The sequence below is a fragment of the Pseudomonas sp. RIT-PI-r genome, from assembly GCF_001297015.1.
GTDB lineage: Bacteria > Pseudomonadota > Gammaproteobacteria > Pseudomonadales > Pseudomonadaceae > Aquipseudomonas.
On record NZ_LIGE01000013.1, the window covers coordinates 230,984 to 247,638 of the forward strand.

General features: G+C 60.1%; 14 protein-coding genes. 9 read left to right on the forward strand and 5 right to left on the reverse strand.

The window, feature by feature from the left end; genetic code table 11:
* Positions 1–150: 150 nt before the first annotated feature.
* From rarD to AK821_RS03800, 5 genes are all read right to left on the reverse strand, one after another.
* Complete coding sequence (rarD, locus tag AK821_RS03780; RefSeq protein ID WP_064388182.1) at positions 151–1,038, reverse strand: EamA family transporter RarD; 888 nt, start codon at positions 1,036–1,038, stop codon at positions 151–153.
* Between the two features lie 160 nt (positions 1,039–1,198).
* The gene (locus AK821_RS03785) at positions 1,199–2,173 is read right to left on the reverse strand and encodes a serine/threonine protein kinase (protein WP_016983182.1); all 975 of its coding nucleotides are present in this window, start codon (positions 2,171–2,173) and stop codon (positions 1,199–1,201) included.
* Positions 2,174–2,343: 170 nt separating this feature from the next.
* A complete protein-coding gene (locus tag AK821_RS03790; protein WP_064388184.1) occupies positions 2,344–4,245 on the reverse strand; it encodes a PhoX family protein in 1,902 nt (633 codons plus the stop codon).
* A gap of 70 nt (positions 4,246–4,315) precedes the next feature.
* Positions 4,316–5,080 carry a TOBE domain-containing protein gene (locus AK821_RS03795; protein ID WP_064388186.1) on the reverse strand — a complete coding sequence of 255 codons (765 nt, stop codon included), beginning with the start codon at positions 5,078–5,080 and terminating at the stop codon, positions 4,316–4,318.
* Between the two features lie 183 nt (positions 5,081–5,263).
* Positions 5,264–5,998 (reverse strand): ComF family protein, encoded by a 735-nt coding sequence (locus tag AK821_RS03800; RefSeq protein ID WP_064388189.1) that lies wholly within the window; start codon positions 5,996–5,998, stop codon positions 5,264–5,266.
* Between the two features lie 90 nt (positions 5,999–6,088).
* On the opposite strand from AK821_RS03800, the gene bioB reads away from it, so the two are divergent.
* From bioB to AK821_RS03845, 9 genes are all read left to right on the forward strand, one after another.
* Positions 6,089–7,144, forward strand: a complete 1,056-nt coding sequence (gene bioB, locus AK821_RS03805; RefSeq protein WP_064388191.1) for a biotin synthase BioB — start codon at positions 6,089–6,091, stop codon at positions 7,142–7,144.
* A gap of 129 nt (positions 7,145–7,273) precedes the next feature.
* Complete coding sequence (gene bioF, locus AK821_RS03810) at positions 7,274–8,452, forward strand: 8-amino-7-oxononanoate synthase (RefSeq protein ID WP_064388192.1); 1,179 nt, start codon at positions 7,274–7,276, stop codon at positions 8,450–8,452.
* Positions 8,445–9,176, forward strand: coding sequence for an alpha/beta fold hydrolase (locus AK821_RS03815; protein WP_064388194.1), 732 nt, complete (start codon positions 8,445–8,447; stop codon positions 9,174–9,176). Before bioF ends, AK821_RS03815 begins: the two co-directional genes overlap by 8 nt.
* Positions 9,169–9,978, forward strand: coding sequence for a malonyl-ACP O-methyltransferase BioC (gene bioC / locus AK821_RS03820; RefSeq protein WP_064388196.1), 810 nt, complete (start codon positions 9,169–9,171; stop codon positions 9,976–9,978). Before AK821_RS03815 ends, bioC begins: the two co-directional genes overlap by 8 nt.
* Positions 9,975–10,655: a dethiobiotin synthase gene (gene bioD, locus AK821_RS03825; RefSeq protein WP_064388198.1), complete on the forward strand. Its 681-nt coding sequence runs from the start codon at positions 9,975–9,977 to the stop codon at positions 10,653–10,655. The genes bioC and bioD overlap by 4 nt, the downstream gene beginning before the upstream one ends.
* A 108-nt stretch (positions 10,656–10,763) precedes the next feature.
* A complete protein-coding gene (locus tag AK821_RS03830; RefSeq protein ID WP_064388199.1) occupies positions 10,764–11,060 on the forward strand; it encodes a hypothetical protein in 297 nt (98 codons plus the stop codon).
* Positions 11,061–11,335: 275 nt separating this feature from the next.
* Positions 11,336–13,141 carry a phenylacyl-CoA dehydrogenase gene (locus AK821_RS03835; RefSeq protein ID WP_008085151.1) on the forward strand — a complete coding sequence of 602 codons (1,806 nt, stop codon included), beginning with the start codon at positions 11,336–11,338 and terminating at the stop codon, positions 13,139–13,141.
* A 192-nt stretch (positions 13,142–13,333) separates the two neighbouring features.
* Positions 13,334–14,623, forward strand: coding sequence for a GGDEF domain-containing protein (locus tag AK821_RS03840; protein ID WP_064388201.1), 1,290 nt, complete (start codon positions 13,334–13,336; stop codon positions 14,621–14,623).
* A 90-nt stretch (positions 14,624–14,713) separates the two neighbouring features.
* Positions 14,714–16,510 carry an acyl-CoA dehydrogenase C-terminal domain-containing protein gene (locus tag AK821_RS03845; RefSeq protein ID WP_064388203.1) on the forward strand — a complete coding sequence of 599 codons (1,797 nt, stop codon included), beginning with the start codon at positions 14,714–14,716 and terminating at the stop codon, positions 16,508–16,510.
* Positions 16,511–16,655: the final 145 nt, after the last annotated feature.

Consider the following 16,655-nt stretch of genomic DNA (forward strand, 5'->3'; position numbering starts at 1 on the left):
GCCCGCCGTGGCTTTGCTGGAGTTGATCAAAAAACCGCCAACATTCAGTGACTTGCGCACAAACGGCGGGGATCACGCTGTGGATAACCTTGGGAAAGAACGATGCAGGCCACGAGAACCGCGGCCTGCGAGGGTTTGTGCGGTTTTTGATCAGCTGCGCCGGCGCAAACTGATCACGGCGTCGACGCTATAAACGGCCAGACCGGCCCAAATGAAGATGAACGCGATCAGTGTGCTGGACGATAGATGCTCACCGAACAACAGCACGGCTTGCAACAGCACCAGGGTCGGCGCCAGGTATTGCAGGAAACCGATGGTGGTGTACGGCAAGTGGCGCGTGGCGGCGTTGAAGCACACCAGCGGCACCAATGTCACCGGGCCGGCCGCCACCAGCCACCAGGCTTGGGACGTGGTCCAGAACTCCGGTTGCGCGCTGGTCGCGGTCTGGTTGAACAGCAGCCAGGCAATGGCAATCGGCACCAGCATCCAGGTTTCCACCACCAGCCCTGGCAACGCCTTGACCGGTGCCTGTTTGCGAATCAGGCCGTAGAAACCGAAGGTCAACGCCAGCACCAGCGACACCCACGGCAGACTGCCGACTTGCCATACCTGCTGCGCCACACCAACCGCCGCCAAACCGACCGCGAGCCACTGCATCCGCCGCAGACGCTCACCAAGAATCAACATCCCCAACAGCACGTTGACCAGCGGGTTGATGTAGTAACCGAGGCTGGCCTCGAGCATGCGTCCGTTGTTCACCGACCACACATAGGTCAGCCAGTTGGCCGCGATCAACGTCCCGCTCAACGCCAGAATTGCCAGACGTTTCGGGTTGTCCAGCAGTTCGCGCCACCAGCCCGGGTGTTTCCACACCATCAGCAGCAGCGCGCCGAACAGCGCCGACCACAGCACCCGATGGATGATGATCTCGACCGCCGGCACCTCGGCGATGGCTTTGAAGTAGATCGGGAACAGGCCCCAGATAATGTAGGCACTCAGGCCCAGAATGTACCCGCGACGCGGGTTGGCGGCTTGCATGCAGAATCCTTGCTCAGGCAGCTGACAAAGGAGGGATTGTAAGGAGGTTGTATAGATGTGTCGTGTCAGAACGCAAAAAGATCGCAGCCTTCGGCAGCTCCTACATGGGAATGTATTCCAGGGTAGGAGCTGCCGAAGGCTGCGATCTTTTGATCTTTGATCAGAAGAGTTTCAGTGGTTCTTCGTTAAGCGCGGACAGTTGCTCACGCAGCGCCAACACCTGATCGCCCCAATAACGCTCGGTGCCGAACCACGGAAAGCTGTGCGGGAACGCCGGATCATCCCAGCGCCGCGCCAGCCAGGCGCTGTAGTGCATCAGGCGCAAGGCACGCAACGGTTCGATCAGCGCCAGTTCACGCGGATCGAAATCGTGGAACTCGTTGTAGCCATCCATCAATTCCGACAACTGCCCCAGGCATTCCTGACGATCACCGGCGAGCATCATCCAGATGTCCTGCACCGCAGGGCCCATGCGGCAATCGTCGAGGTCGACGATGTGGAACATTTCGTCACGGCACATCATGTTGCCGGGGTGGCAATCGCCGTGCATGCGGATGTTCTGGTGCGGTGTGTTGGCGTAGGCATCTTCCACGCGTTTGAGCAGATCGCGGGCGACGGACTCGTAGGCCGGCAGCAGGCTTTTCGGAATGAAATTGCCTTCGAGCAAGGTGTTCAGCGAGGCGTGGCCGAAGTTCTGCACGGCGAGGGCTTCACGGTGTTCGAAGGGCTTGGTCGCGCCAACCGCATGAATGCGCCCGAGCAACTGACCGAGGCGATACAGCTGGTCAAGATTGCCCGGCTCCGGCGCCCGGCCGCCGCGACGCGGAAACAACGTGAAGCGGAAACCGGCATGTTCGTGCAGGGTTTCGCCGTTGTGGATCAGCGGCGCCACCACCGGGATTTCGACGTCGGCCAGTTCGAAGGTGAACTTGTGTTCTTCGAGGATGGCTTCGTTGGTCCAGCGCTGCGGGCGGTAGAACTTGGCGATCAGCGGTTCGGAGTCTTCGATGCCGACCTGATAGACACGGTTTTCGTAGCTGTTGAGCGCCAGGATGCGCGCATCGCTGAGGAAGCCGATGCTTTCAACGGCATCGAGCACGAGGTCGGGTGTGAGGGTTTCAAACGGGTGGGCCATGCTGACTCCTGCGCGCAGCAGGCTGCCGCGTCCGGCCCAGCATGGTAGCGCAGATGGCAGCGGGGCAGGTGGTTGGTGTCTGTGCTGACGCCATCGCGAGCAGGCTCACTCCTACAGGGGAACGCACGCATGCCAAATGTAGGAGTGAGCTTGCTCGCGATGAGGGCCTGTCAGGCGCCGACGATCCCGCCGTCTTCGCGGGTAATCGCCATCACCGAAGACCGTGGCTTGCCATTCGGCAAATGCTCAGGGAAGGTCGAACCGCCGTTCTCCCCCGGATGCTGAATCCCGACAAACAGGGTTTTCTGATCCGGCGAGAAGCTGATCCCCGTCACCTCGCAACCAATCGGCCCGACCATGAACCGGCGAATCTCACCGGTCTTCGGATCGGCACACAGCATCTGGTTGTTGCCCATCCCGGCAAAGTCGCCGGCGTTGCTCGAATCACCATCAGTGAGAATCCACAAGCGCCCAGCCTTGTCGAAACCCAAGCCATCCGGGCTGTTGAACATGTTCTGCGGGGTGATGTTCTTTGAGCCGCCCTTCGGCGTCCCGGCGTGCACGCCCGGGTTGCCAGCGACCACAAACAGGTCCCAGGCAAACGTCTTCGACGCGTGATCGTCACGGTCGGTGCGCCAGCGCAGAATCTGCCCGTAGACGTTTTTCTCACGCGGGTTCGGCCCACCCACCGGCTGGCCGTCCTCGCCACGCTTGGCGTTGTTGGTCAGGGTGCAGTAAACCTGGCCATCCTTGGGGCTGACGACGATCCATTCCGGACGGTCCATGCGCGTTGCGCCAACTACGCTGGCGGCAAGGCGCGCATGGATCAGCACTTCAGCCTGATCGGCAAAGCCGCTGCTGGCATCGATGCCGTTTTTGCCGTGGGTCAACTCGATCCACTGGCCCTGGCCTTTCGGGTGATCGGGGTTGCTGTCGCCATTATCGAATTTCGCCACGTACAGGGTGCCGTGATCGAGAATGTCGCGGTTGGCCTTGGCGTTGCGATGGTTGATGCGGTCACGGCTGACGAATTTGTAGATGAATTCGCCACGCTCGTCGTCGCCCATGTACACCACGGCGCGACCGTCGTCGGTCTCGGCCAGGGCGGCGTTTTCATGTTTGAAGCGGCCCAGTGCCGTGCGTTTGACCGGGGTCGATTGCGGATCGAACGGATCGATCTCGACCACCCAGCCGTGACGGTTAAGTTCGTTGGGGTTCTTCGCCATGTCGAAGCGCGGGTCGTACGGGTGCCAGTTGATCTCGCGGCTGGCAGCCGAGACGCCGTAGCGTTTTTGCGCAGGGTCGAACTGCTGCTGGGCATTGCTGCTGCCGAAGCAGTCGGTGAAGTTTTCTTCGCAGGTCAGATAGGTGCCCCACGGAGTTTTACCGTTGGCGCAGTTCTGGAACGTGCCAAGGACTTTCTTGCCGTGCTTGTCGGCAGCGGTCTTCATCAGATCGTGACCGGCCGCCGGGCCGCTGATACGCAGCGGCGAGTTGCCGTGGATGCGCCGGTTGTAGCGCGAACCTTGAACGAACTGCCACTGACCGTTCTTGCGTTGCACTTCAATCACCGACACGCCTTCGCAAGCCAGTGCCTTGCGCACGTCTTCGGCCGATTGCGGCATGCCGCCGTGCGGGTAGAGGTAGCGGTAGTTGGTGTATTCGTTGTTGATCGCCATCAACGCGCGGTTGCGGTCGTCGGGGAAGGCGAACAAGCTCATGCCGTCGTTGTTGTCGCCGAACTGCACTTCCTGTGCGGCAGCGGTGCCGTTACCGCTCGGGTCGAACGCCGGGCCGTTCTTTTGCAGGGGCTGGCCCCAACTGATCAGCACCGAAGACTTGTAGCCTTTGGGCAGTGTGATGACGTCGGTGGTCGCGGCAGGAATGCTCTCGAAGCCGAGCAAACGGCTGTTGCCGGCGCTAATGCCTGTGGCCAGCGCGCTGCGGCTCAACAGGCTGCCGCCGAGGAACATCGCCGCACCGCACAGCGCACCGGCGCCGATGAAACCGCGACGGCTGAGGCCGACCATTTTTTCCAGGTCAGTGGATTGGTTTTCTTCTAATAGGCTCACATCAGGCTCCCTGCTTGGTTTTGGCAGCCACCTTAATGAGCGTCGATGACGCTTTCGTTGCAGCGCCTGATTACAGCGGTGTGCCGATCAGCACGTTGGACGGCGAAAACTGCACCTGCACCGGTTGTTCCACGCTCAATCCGCGCGTGCGCAAGTCGAGCGGCTCAGCCAGGGCGCAGAGGGTATGGCCGTTGGGCAGGGTAATCCGCACTTCGCTCGGGCCGTCTTCGGCGTCGAGAATCGCTTCGATGGTGCCCTGCAGAAGATTGTGACCAGACGTTGCAGATTGCTCGCTGCCGAGCAATTCCAGCCAGCCGGCCTTGATCAGGGCCACCACTTCGGTACCGGCTTGCAGCTCCAGATGCACGGTGCTGTCGTGGGTGATCTGCGCGTCGAGGCACAGCCCTTCGGCCAGTTCGAGGCGGATCAGGTCATTACGGCCCTGCGTTTCGATTGCCACGACTTTGCCGTGCAACTGATTGCGCGCGCTGGTTCTGAGCATCAACCGACCGAGCAGATCGAGGTCGCTGGCATCTTCCGCTGCCTCCAGCACCTGCGCCTGCAAGGCCTGCAATTTTTGGTACAGACGCAAAACGCGCTCGCCTTCGCTGGAGAGTTTCGCGCCGCCGCCGCCCTTGCCGCCGACGGCACGCTCGACCAGCGGTTTCTGCGCGAGGTTGTTCAGCTCATCGATCGCGTCCCACGCCGCTTTGTAGCTCAGGCCTGCGCTTTTCGCCGCGCGGGTGATCGAGCCCTGTTCGGCGATGTGTTGCAGCAGGGCGATACGCTGCGGACGGCGGACGATGTGCTGGGACAACAGGGAAGGCATGGACATGGATGGGTGCTTTTTGTGGCGGTGGACGTGGAAGTTGGCCGCTAGCGACGCGAGAGTCAAGCCGAACCCAAATCCCTGTAGGAGTGAGCCTGCTCGCGATAGCGGTGGTTCAGTCAGCATAGATGTTGGCATTGATGACGCTATCGCGAGCAGGCTCACTCCTACAGGGGGATTGTGTTGGCTTCAGCTTCCGGGTTTCGGCGTGCGCGCCAGGCAATAGACATCGACCCGCGCAGCGCCAGCGTCCACCAATAGACGCGCAAGCGCCTGCGCAGTGGCGCCAGTGGTCAGCACATCATCAACCAGCGCCAGATGCCGGCCTTTCACCTGCGCGTCCGGCATGAGGTCGAAGGCTTTATGCAGATTGCGTTTACGCGACTTGGCATCGAGGTCCTGTTGGGCATCAGTGTCTTTGATGCGACGCAGAACAGTCTCCTCAATTGGCAGATCAAGCGACTTGTTCAGCCACTGCGCCAGCATCGCAGCCTGATTGAATCCCCGTTGGCGCAGACGTTTACGCGCCAACGGCACCGGCAATAACGCATCGGGTCTGGGCAAACCCTCATCGAAGCGATGTTGCGGGTATTGCCCGAGAACGTCGGCGAGCAGGTGGCCAAACGGCCATTTTGCGTTGTGTTTAAACCGTGTAACCAAACTGTCGATCGGGAAGCCATACAACCACGGCACCACAACCTGTTCGAACGCCGGCGGCTCTAGCTGGCACTCGCCACAGGTCAGACCGGCGGAGGGAAGCGGCAAAGCACAGGAGATGCAGTGATCGCCGAGCCAGGGCAATTCAGTTTCGCAGGCCACGCACATTGGCATTTCTGCTTCTGCCGGCTCATCACACAACAAACAGGTTTGTACGTTTTTTAAACAGATGTAAACCGACTCTTTGCATGGTGGTTGACAGCGCATGTCTCTTCCTTAAATATGCCGAACATCCGTGTAGCGCCTGTGGGTATTCCGTTCCCGCAGCCGCCAGCAAGCATAACCAAGGAATTAGCCATGAGCGCGAGCACCACCGCCACCCTGCGTCACGACTGGTCTCTGGCCGAAGTCAAAGCACTCTTCGTACAGCCATTCAACGACTTGCTGTTCCAGGCGCAGACGGTGCACCGCGCACATTTCAACGCCAACCGTGTTCAGGTTTCGACTCTGCTGTCGATCAAGACCGGCGCCTGCCCGGAAGACTGCAAGTACTGCCCGCAGTCCGGTCACTACAACACCGGTCTGGAAAAAGAAAAGCTGATGGAGGTGCAGAAAGTCCTCGAAGAGGCTGCCCGCGCCAAAGCCATCGGCTCGACGCGTTTCTGCATGGGGGCGGCGTGGAAGCACCCCTCGGCGAAAGACATGCCGTACGTGCTGAAGATGGTCGAAGGCGTGAAGGCCATGGGCCTGGAAACCTGCATGACCCTCGGCCGCCTCGATCAGGATCAGACCGAAGCGCTGGCCAAGGCTGGCCTCGATTACTACAACCACAACCTCGACACGTCGCCTGAGTTCTACGGCAGCATCATCACCACCCGCACTTACAGCGAGCGCCTGCAAACGCTGGCCTACGTGCGTGAGTCGGGGATGAAGATCTGCTCCGGCGGCATTCTCGGCATGGGCGAATCGCTGGATGACCGCGCCAATCTGTTGATCCAGTTGGCCAATCTGCCGGAGCATCCGGAATCGGTACCGATCAACATGCTGGTGAAGGTCGCCGGCACGCCGCTGGAAAATGCCGAAGACATCGACCCGTTCGACTTTATCCGCATGCTCGCCGTGGCTCGCATTCTCATGCCGCAATCCCACGTGCGCCTGTCCGCCGGCCGCGAAGCGATGAACGAGCAGATGCAGGCGCTCGCGTTCTTCGCCGGCGCCAACTCGATTTTCTACGGCGACAAACTGCTGACCACCGCCAACCCGCAGGCGGACAAGGACATGCAATTGTTTGCGCGTCTGGGTATACAGCCGGAAGCGCGTGAAGAGCATGCCGACGAGGTTCACCAGGCTGCGATCGAGCAGGCGTTGGTGGAGCAGAAGAGCAGCGAGCAGTTCTACAACGCCGCCGTCTGATCGCCCCACGGATCCCATGCAGGAGCTGCCGAAGGCTGCGATCTTTTGATCTTGTCTTTAAAAAACAACATCAAAAGATCGCAGCCTTCGGCAGCTCCTACACAGTCATTTTTCAGATGTGAGGCCTGCATGTCTTTCGATCTCGCCGCACGCCTTGCTGCCCGCCGTGCCGAAAACCTCTATCGCCAGCGCCCGCTGCTTGAGTCCCCGCAGGGGCCCGAAGTGGTGGTCGACGGCAAACCGTTGCTCGCCTTCTGCAACAACGATTACCTGGGCCTGGCCAATCACCCGCAAGTCATCGAAGCCTGGCGTCACGGCGCGCAGCGATGGGGCGTCGGTGGCGGTGCTTCGCACTTGGTGATCGGCCACAGCAGTCCGCATCATGCCCTCGAAGAAGCCTTGGCCGACCTCACCGGTCGCCCGCGTGCGCTGCTGTTCACTACCGGCTACATGGCCAACCTCGGCGCGGTCACTGCGCTGGTCGGGCAGGGCGATACGGTGCTGGAAGACCGCCTCAATCATGCTTCGCTGCTGGATGCCGGTTTGTTGTCCGGTGCGCGTTTCAATCGCTATCTACACAACGACGCGGACAGTCTGGCCAAGCGCCTGGAGAAAGCCACCGGCAACACGCTGGTGGTCACCGACGGCGTGTTCAGCATGGACGGCGATCTGGCCGACCTGCCGGCACTGGCCCGCGAAGCCAAGGCCAAAGGTGCATGGCTGATGGTCGATGACGCTCACGGTTTCGGGCCGCTGGGGGCAAATGGCGGTGGCATCGTCGAGCATTTCGGTTTGAGCCAGGAGGATGTGCCGGTACTGGTCGGCACCCTTGGTAAAGCGTTCGGCACCGCTGGGGCATTTGTCGCTGGCAGCGAGGAGTTGATCGAAAGTCTGGTCCAGTTCGCCCGCCCGTACATCTACACCACCAGCCAGCCGCCGGCGCTCGCGTGTGCAACGCTGAAAAGTCTTGAACTGCTGCGCACCGAGCATTGGCGCCGAGCGCATCTGCAGACGTTGATCCGCCAGTTCCGCCGTGGCGCCGAGCAGATCGGGCTGGAGTTGATGGACAGCTTCACACCGATCCAGCCGATCATGATCGGCGATGCCGGGCGCGCGGTGCGTCTGTCGCAGATGTTGCGCGAGCGTGGGCTGATGGTCACTGCGATTCGCCCGCCGACCGTTCCTGCCGGCAGCGCTCGGCTGCGCGTGACCCTGACCGCTGCTCACAGCGAGGCGCAGGTGCAGCTATTGTTAGAGGGACTGGCTGATTGCTTTGCCCAACTGACGCCGGAGCCAAAGCATGCGTAATCGCCTGATTCTGCTGCCCGGCTGGGGCCTCGGTATTTCGCCGATGGAGCCTCTGGCGGCGGCACTGCAGGGGCTCGATGAACATCTCAACGTTGAAATCGAGCCGTTGCCGGAGCTGGATTCCAGCGACCTGCAAGACTGGCTCGACGAACTCGACGAGCGCATTCCTCAGGACGTGTGGCTGGGCGGCTGGTCGCTGGGCGGCATGCTTGCGGCCGAATTGGCGGCACGGCGTGGCGAGCGTTGCTGTGGTTTGCTGACGCTGGCGAGCAATCCTTCCTTTGTTGCCCATGAACATTGGCCGAACGCGATGCCGGGTGAGACCTTCGATGCGTTTCTTGCCGGTTGCCAGGCTGATTCGCGGATGACCCTCAAACGTTTCTCGCTGCTGTGTGCTCAAGGTGCGCAGGATCCGCGCGGCTTGTCGCGATTGATGCTCGGCGGCGTACCGCAGACTACGCCGGCGGCGTTGATGGCGGGACTGGAATTGCTCGCGCAGATCGACACCCGCGACGCGCTGCAGGCGTTTCGTGGCCCGCAGTTTCATTTGTTCGGCGGGCAGGACGGTCTGGTCCCGGCCGAAGCGGCGGGGGCGTTGTTCGCGCTTTTGCCGGATATCGAAATTGGCCTGATCGAACAGGCCAGTCATGCGTTTCTTCTGGAAGACCCCCACGGACTGGCGGGTGCGATCCAGGCTTTTTTACATGAGTGCGGTGATGACTGATTTGTCTCTTGTGCTGCCTGGCGGCTTGCCTGACAAGCGTCAGGTCGCAGCGTCTTTTTCCCGTGCAGCGGCCAGTTACGACAGCGTCGCCGAGTTGCAACGTGATGTTGGTACACAGTTGATTCAGCGCCTGTCGACGGATTTCGTCCCGGCGCGCTGGCTGGATCTCGGTTGTGGCACGGGTTACTTCACCCGCGCGTTGGCTTCGCGGTTTGCCGAGAGCCACGGTGTGGCGCTGGACATTGCCGAGGGCATGCTCGAGCACGCACGTCCGTTGGGTGGCGCGCAGCATTTCATTGCCGGCGATGCGGAACGGCTGCCGTTACAGGATTCGACCTGCGACCTGATCTTCTCCAGCCTCGCGGTGCAGTGGTGTGCGGATTTCGACGCAGTGCTCAACGAAGCGTTTCGCGTATTGAAACCGGGCGGAATCTTTGCGTTTGCTAGTCTTTGTACAGGGACGTTGTTTGAGCTGCGCGATAGCTGGCGGCAGGTCGACGGGCTGGTGCACGTCAACCGCTTCCGCGAGTTCACCCGCTATCAGCAACTGTGCACGGCGAGTGGTTTGCGCACGCTGAGTCTGGAGAATCAGGCGCATGTACTGCATTACCCGGATGTGCGCAGCCTGACCCATGAATTGAAAGCGTTGGGTGCGCACAATCTGAATCCGGGGCGACCGGGCGGTTTGACCGGGCGCGCGCGGATTCTTGGGTTGGTCGAAGCTTACGAGCAGTTCCGTGAGGCGTCGGGATTGCCGGCGACTTATCAGGTGGTCTACGCCGTGTTGGAGAAACCCGTATGAGCGCAGCCTATTTCATCACCGGAACCGATACCGATGTCGGCAAGACCACGGTGGCCGCCGGGTTGCTGCACGCGGCGCGCTCGGCCGGGCTGAGCACGGCGGCGGGCAAGCCGGTAGCTTCCGGCTGCGAAGTGACACCCAAGGGTTTGCGCAACTCGGACGCGTTGGCGCTGTTGGCCGAGTGTTCCGTGCCGCTGACTTATCAACAGGTCAATCCGGTGGCGTTCGAACCGGCGATCGCTCCGCATCTGGCGGCGCGTGAAGCGGGTGTGGCGCTGACCGTGCAATCGCTGCTGGCGCCGATGCGCGAGATTCTGGCGATGAACGCCGATTTCACTCTGATCGAAGGTGCAGGTGGCTGGCGCGTGCCGTTGGCCGATCAGGATAATCTGTCGGATCTGGCGATTGCGCTGAAGCTGCCGGTGATTCTGGTGGTGGGCGTGCGGTTGGGGTGCATCAGTCATGCCCTGCTGACGGCCGAGGCGATTGCCCGTGATGGTTTGCAACTGGCGGGATGGGTGGCGAATATCATCGACCCGAAGACTTCGCGGCTGGAGGAGAATCTCGCGACGCTGGCTGAGCGGATTCCGGCACCGTGTCTTGGACGCGTGCCTAAACTCAAGGCCTTGAGTGCAGAAGCGGTGGCAGATCATTTACAGCTGGATCTGCTCGACTAAGCTTTTCTCTATGGGCAGGCACTGTGCCATTAGTGTTTTTGACGGGTGTTTTTCTGACGCCTCTGCTTCAATGGCGGTCATTGATCCTTCCCAAGGATGAGAACTGTTATGGAAATCTCCGGTAACACAGCTTTTTATGCAGGTTTGAGCTCGATCCAGAGCGGTCAGAACCGCGTCGATCAAGCGGCCAGCCAGATAGCCAACAACACCATCGAACGCTCGGTGACCAGCCAGTCGTCCGAAGTGCAAATCGATCGTCTGCGTGGTGTCGATCGTGCCCAGCAATCGGATCTGGCCAGCAATGTGGTCGAGATGTCTCAGGGCAAGATCCAGGCAGAGCTGGGTGTGAAAGTCGCCAAGGCTTCCGATGAAGTGCTCGGTACGATCATCGATACGTTCGCCTGATTTTCTTGTCTTCTGCACGCTGAACGCCGCGACCTTTCGCGGCGTTTTTTGTTGTAAGTCCTTCTCCCTCAACTAATCTTTTTTCAGCGCCCGTGGCTCGTTCGAGTGCATGGCGGTTTGCTGTGTCCGACGTTTTAAAAATCTGATGACGAACGGCAAAAGATCGATGCTTGACAAGATTTCGGCGTAAACGTATGTTTCAAACAACTGTTTGACCGTCACAACAAATCAACACGGTCGTTCATTCCCGGTTACATCAGCAGAGGTTTATCGCTATGCCTGACTACAAGGCCCCCTTGCGTGATATTCGCTTCGTTCGTGACGAGCTGCTCGGCTACGAAGCGCACTATCAGAGCCTTCCGGCTTGCGCAGACGCAACTCCGGACATGGTTGACGCCATTCTCGAAGAAGGCGCCAAGTTTTGTGAGCAGGTACTGGCACCGCTGAACCGCGTGGGCGACCTCGAAGGTTGCACCTGGAGCGAGTCCGGCGTGAAAACCCCGACCGGCTTCAAAGAGGCTTACAAGCAATTTGTCGAAGGCGGCTGGCCGAGCCTCGCTCACGACGTCGAGCACGGCGGTCAAGGCCTGCCTGAGTCGCTGGGTCTGGCAGTGAGCGAAATGGTTGGTGAAGCCAACTGGTCGTGGGGCATGTACCCAGGCCTGTCGCACGGCGCGATGAACACCATCTCCGAGCACGGCACCCCTGAGCAGCAAGAAGCCTATCTGACCAAACTGGTTTCCGGCGAATGGACCGGCACCATGTGCCTGACCGAACCGCACTGCGGCACCGACCTGGGCATGCTGCGTACCAAGGCCGAACCTCAGGCTGATGGTTCCTACAAAGTCTCCGGCACCAAGATCTTCATCTCGGCCGGTGAACACGACATGGCCGACAACATCGTCCACATCGTGCTGGCTCGCCTGCCGGACGCGCCGGCTGGCACCAAAGGCATCTCGCTGTTCATCGTTCCAAAGTTCATGCCGAATGCCGATGGCACTGTCGGTGAGCGCAACGCAGTGACCTGCGGTTCGCTGGAACACAAGATGGGCATCCACGGCAACGCCACTTGCGTGATGAACTTCGACGGCGCTACCGGTTACCTGATCGGCCCGGCGAACAAAGGCCTGAACTGCATGTTCACCTTTATGAACACCGCACGTCTGGGCACCGCGCTGCAAGGTCTGGCCCACGCCGAAATCGGTTTCCAGGGTGGCTTGAAATACGCTCGCGATCGTCTGCAAATGCGCTCCCTGACTGGCCCGAAAGCGCCGGAAAAAGCCGCTGACCCGATCATCGTGCACCCTGACGTACGCCGCATGCTGTTGACCATGAAGGCGTTCGCCGAAGGCAACCGTGCGATGGTGTACTTCACCGCCAAACAGGTCGACATCGTCAAATACGGTGTGGACGAAGAAGAGAAGAAGAAAGCCGACGCACTGCTGGCCTTCATGACTCCGATCGCCAAGGCGTTCATGACCGAAGTCGGTTTCGAATCCGCCAACCACGGCGTGCAGATCTACGGCGGCCACGGCTTCATCGCCGAGTGGGGCATGGAGCAGAACGTTCGCGACAGCCGCATTTCGATGCTGTACGAAGGCACCACCGGTATTCAGGCGCTCGACCTGCTCGGCCGTAAAGTGCTGATGACTCAAGGCGAAGCTCTGAAAGGCTTCACCAAGATCGTCCACAAGTTCTGCCAGAACAACGAAGGCAACGAAGCCGTTGCAGAGTTCGTCGCACCGTTGGCGGCAATCAACAAAGAGTGGGGCGAGCTGACCATGAAGGTCGGTATGGCTGCCATGAAAGATCGCGAAGAAGTCGGCGCGGCCTCCGTGGATTACCTGATGTACTCCGGTTATGCCTGCCTGGCTTACTTCTGGGCCGACATGGCGCGTCTGGCTGCCGAGAAGCTGGCAGAAGGCACTGGCGACGCAGCGTTCTATACCGCCAAGCTGCAAACTGCGCGCTTCTACTTCCAGCGCATCCTGCCGCGTACCCGTACGCACGTGGCCACCATGCTGTCGGGCGCCAACAACCTGATGGACATGAAAGAAGAAGACTTCGCGCTGGGTTACTAAGCTCTAGCGCTGTCTCATGAAAACCGCTGCTCCCGTTAGGGGGCAGCGGTTTTTTTGTTGGCGAATCGCTCAGATAGTCGAGCTTCCGGCCGTTAAAGAGACAGTGTGTGATCTGGATCACATTGTGTGGGCTTGGCTGCACTTTGCAGGCACAATGCCATCTCTTTGCCATGACGGGTCGGAGCTTTACCCTTGCCACGTTCTTCCGCTGTACGTTTCAGTCATTTCCTACCTTCACTGCTGTTGTTACTCGCGGGGTTGGCGGCTGCGTACGTCAAAGACCTCAACGTGTTCTTCACTTCGCTGTTCAATGTGTTGCCGACGTTGGTGCTGTTGTTGGGTGGTGCTTATTGCGCGGTTTACCGCCGTCAGCGGGAACTGTTTCTGATGCTCACGGTGTACATCGCCTACTTTCTTCTCGATACCCAGACCGATTATTACCGTGACAACGGCAAGGTGCGCGAAGACGCTGCGGTAGTGTTTCATCTGGTCTGCCTGTTGCTGCCCTTACTGTTCGGCCTCTTCGCCGCGTGGCAGGAGCGCACGCATCTGTTTCAGGACATGGTCGCGCGGTTTGCCGTTTTACTGGCATTCGGCAGCGTGGCGTTGGGCCTTGAGCAAAGTTATCCCCAGGCTTTGCTGATCTGGCTGTCGGAGATCCGCTGGCCGGCGCTGCACGGCGCATGGATGAGTCTGATCCAGCTATCCTATCCCGTGTTTATCTCGGCATTCCTGTTGCTCGCCTGGCAATACTGGCGCAATCCGCGCCCACTGCATGCGGCGCAACTGGTCGGCTTGCTCGGCGTGTTCTGGATGCTGCCGAAAACCTTCATCCTGCCGTTCACCCTGAACATCATGTGCAGCCAGGTGATGCTGATGATTGCCGCAGCAGTTGCGCATGAGGCATATCAAATGGCCTTCCGCGACGAACTCACCGGTCTACCTGGGCGCCGCGCGCTCAACGAACGCATGCAGCGCCTTGGCCGTAACTACGTGCTGGCGATGAGTGACGTCGATCACTTCAAGAAATTCAACGACACCCATGGCCACGATGTCGGTGACCAGGTGCTGCGTCTGGTCGCCAGCAAACTGTCGAAAATCAGCGGTGGCGGTAGGGCGTATCGCTATGGTGGTGAGGAATTCGCCTTGGTGTTTGCAGGCAAAACCCTTGAAGAGTGCATGCCGCATCTGGAAGTGATCCGCGAGTCGATTGCTTCCTACAGCATTCAATTGCGCAATCAGGAAAACCGTCCGCAGGATGACCAACAGGGTCGTCAGCGCCGCGCCGGCTCGGGTGCCTCCAGCGTATCGGTGACGGTGAGCATCGGCGTCGCCGAACGAGTGGAACAGCGCAATCCGGAGCAAGTGCTGAAGTCCGCCGACGAGGCGCTTTACGCCGCTAAGGGCGCGGGGCGTAACTGCGTGGTGGCATACGGACAAAACCGCCGCGGCGCGGTGCGCATGGACACGGCCGCAGGTTGAGTGATGACGGCGCATTCAGCGTCTGCACAGTGATTGTGGGGCGTGGTGGCCAGCAGTAGGTTGGAGAAATCTGCTGACGGAGAAGCCACCATGCCTGAGTACAAAGCTCCCCTGCGCGACATGCGCTTTCTGATCAACCACGTCTTCGACTTCCACGCCAATTACGCTGCCCTCGGCGCGCACGACGCCAGCCCGGACATGATCAACGCGATTCTCGAAGAGGGTGCGAAGTTCTGCGAGAACGTCCTCGCGCCGCTCAATCGCAGCGGTGACGAAGAGGGCTGCCATTTCGACAACGGTGTGGTGACAACGCCTACAGGCTTCAAGCAAGCCTTCGCACAATACGTCGAGGGCGGCTGGCACGGTCTGGCAGCAGATCCGGTTTACGGCGGCCAGGGCTTGCCGAGTTCGCTGGGATTGGTGATCAGCGAAATGGTCGGCTCCAGCAATACCTCCTGGGGCATGTACCCGGGCCTGACCCACGGCGCGATGTCGGCAATCCATGCCCACGGCACTGCCGAGCAAAAAGAAACTTACCTGAGCAAACTCACCGCCGGCCAATGGACCGGCACCATGTGCCTGACCGAAGCCCATTGCGGTACCGACCTGGGCATCATCAAGACCCGCGCCGTACCTCAGGCTGACGGCAGTTATGCGGTCACCGGCAGCAAGATTTTCATCTCCGCCGGCGAGCACGACATGAGCGACAACATCATCCATCTGGTGTTGGCGAAACTGCCGGACGCGCCGGCAGGGACCAAAGGGATTTCGCTGTTTATCGTGCCGAAGTTCTTGCCGGATGCGGCGGGCGAAGCAGGCGAGCGCAACGGCGTGTCTTGCGGTTCGATCGAGCACAAGATGGGCATCAAAGCGTCGGCCACTTGCGTGCTCAACTTCGACGGCGCCAAGGGCTACCTGATCGGCGAACCGAACAAGGGCCTGAACTGCATGTTCACCATGATGAACCACGCGCGGCTCGGCACCGGCATGCAGGGGTTGTGTCTGGGCGAGGCAAGCTTTCAGGGCGCGATCAAATACGCCAACGACCGCTTGCAGATGCGCTCACTGACTGGCGCCAAAGCCCCGGAAAAAGCGGCCGACCCGATCATCGTCCACCCGGACGTGCGGCGCATGTTGCTGACCATGAAAGCTTTCAACGAAGGCAACCGCGCGTTGACCTACTTCACCGCGCAGTTGCTCGATGTCGCGCATCTGAGCAGCGACGCCGAGGCACGGCAGGAGGCGGAAGACCTGTTGGCGTTCCTCACGCCGATCTGCAAGGCGTTCATGACCGACACCGGGCTGGAAGTGACCAACCACGGCATGCAGGTGTTTGGTGGCCACGGTTTTATTCGCGAGTGGGGCATGGAGCAGTTGGTTCGCGACTGTCGGATTGCACCGATCTACGAAGGCACCAATGGCATTCAGGCGCTGGATCTGCTCGGACGTAAGGTGCTGGGCAGTCAGGGTAAGTTGCTGCGTGGCTTCACCAAAATCGTCCACAAATTCTGCGCAGCCAACGCCGAACATCCGCAACTGGGCAGTTTCGTTGCGCAACTCAATCAGTTGAACCAGCAGTGGGGCGACCTGACCATGAAGGTCGGCATGGCGGCGATGAAGAATCCGGATGAAGTGGGCGCGGCGTCGGTGGATTACCTGATGTACAGCGGTTACATCATTCTCGGTTATCTGTGGTTGCGCATGGCGTTGGTGGCGCAGGCGCAACTGGAAGCGGGCGAGGGTGAGGCGGATTACCTGCGGGGAAAATTGGCGACGAGCGAGTTTTACTTCAAGCGATTGTTGCCGCGTACGGCGGCGCATCGAGCGGCGATCGAGGCGGGGAGTGATTGTTTGATGAAGTTGCCGGCGGAGGTGTTTGCGCTTTAAGGAAGATCAAAAGATCGTCCGATCGCGGCCCGAGCCTTCGGCAGCTCCTACACGGGATCTAATTTCTCTGTAGGAGCTGCCGAAGGCTGCGATCTTTTTTGTTGTGACTAAAAATAACAAATCAGTCACCGGTTGACCCTATGTG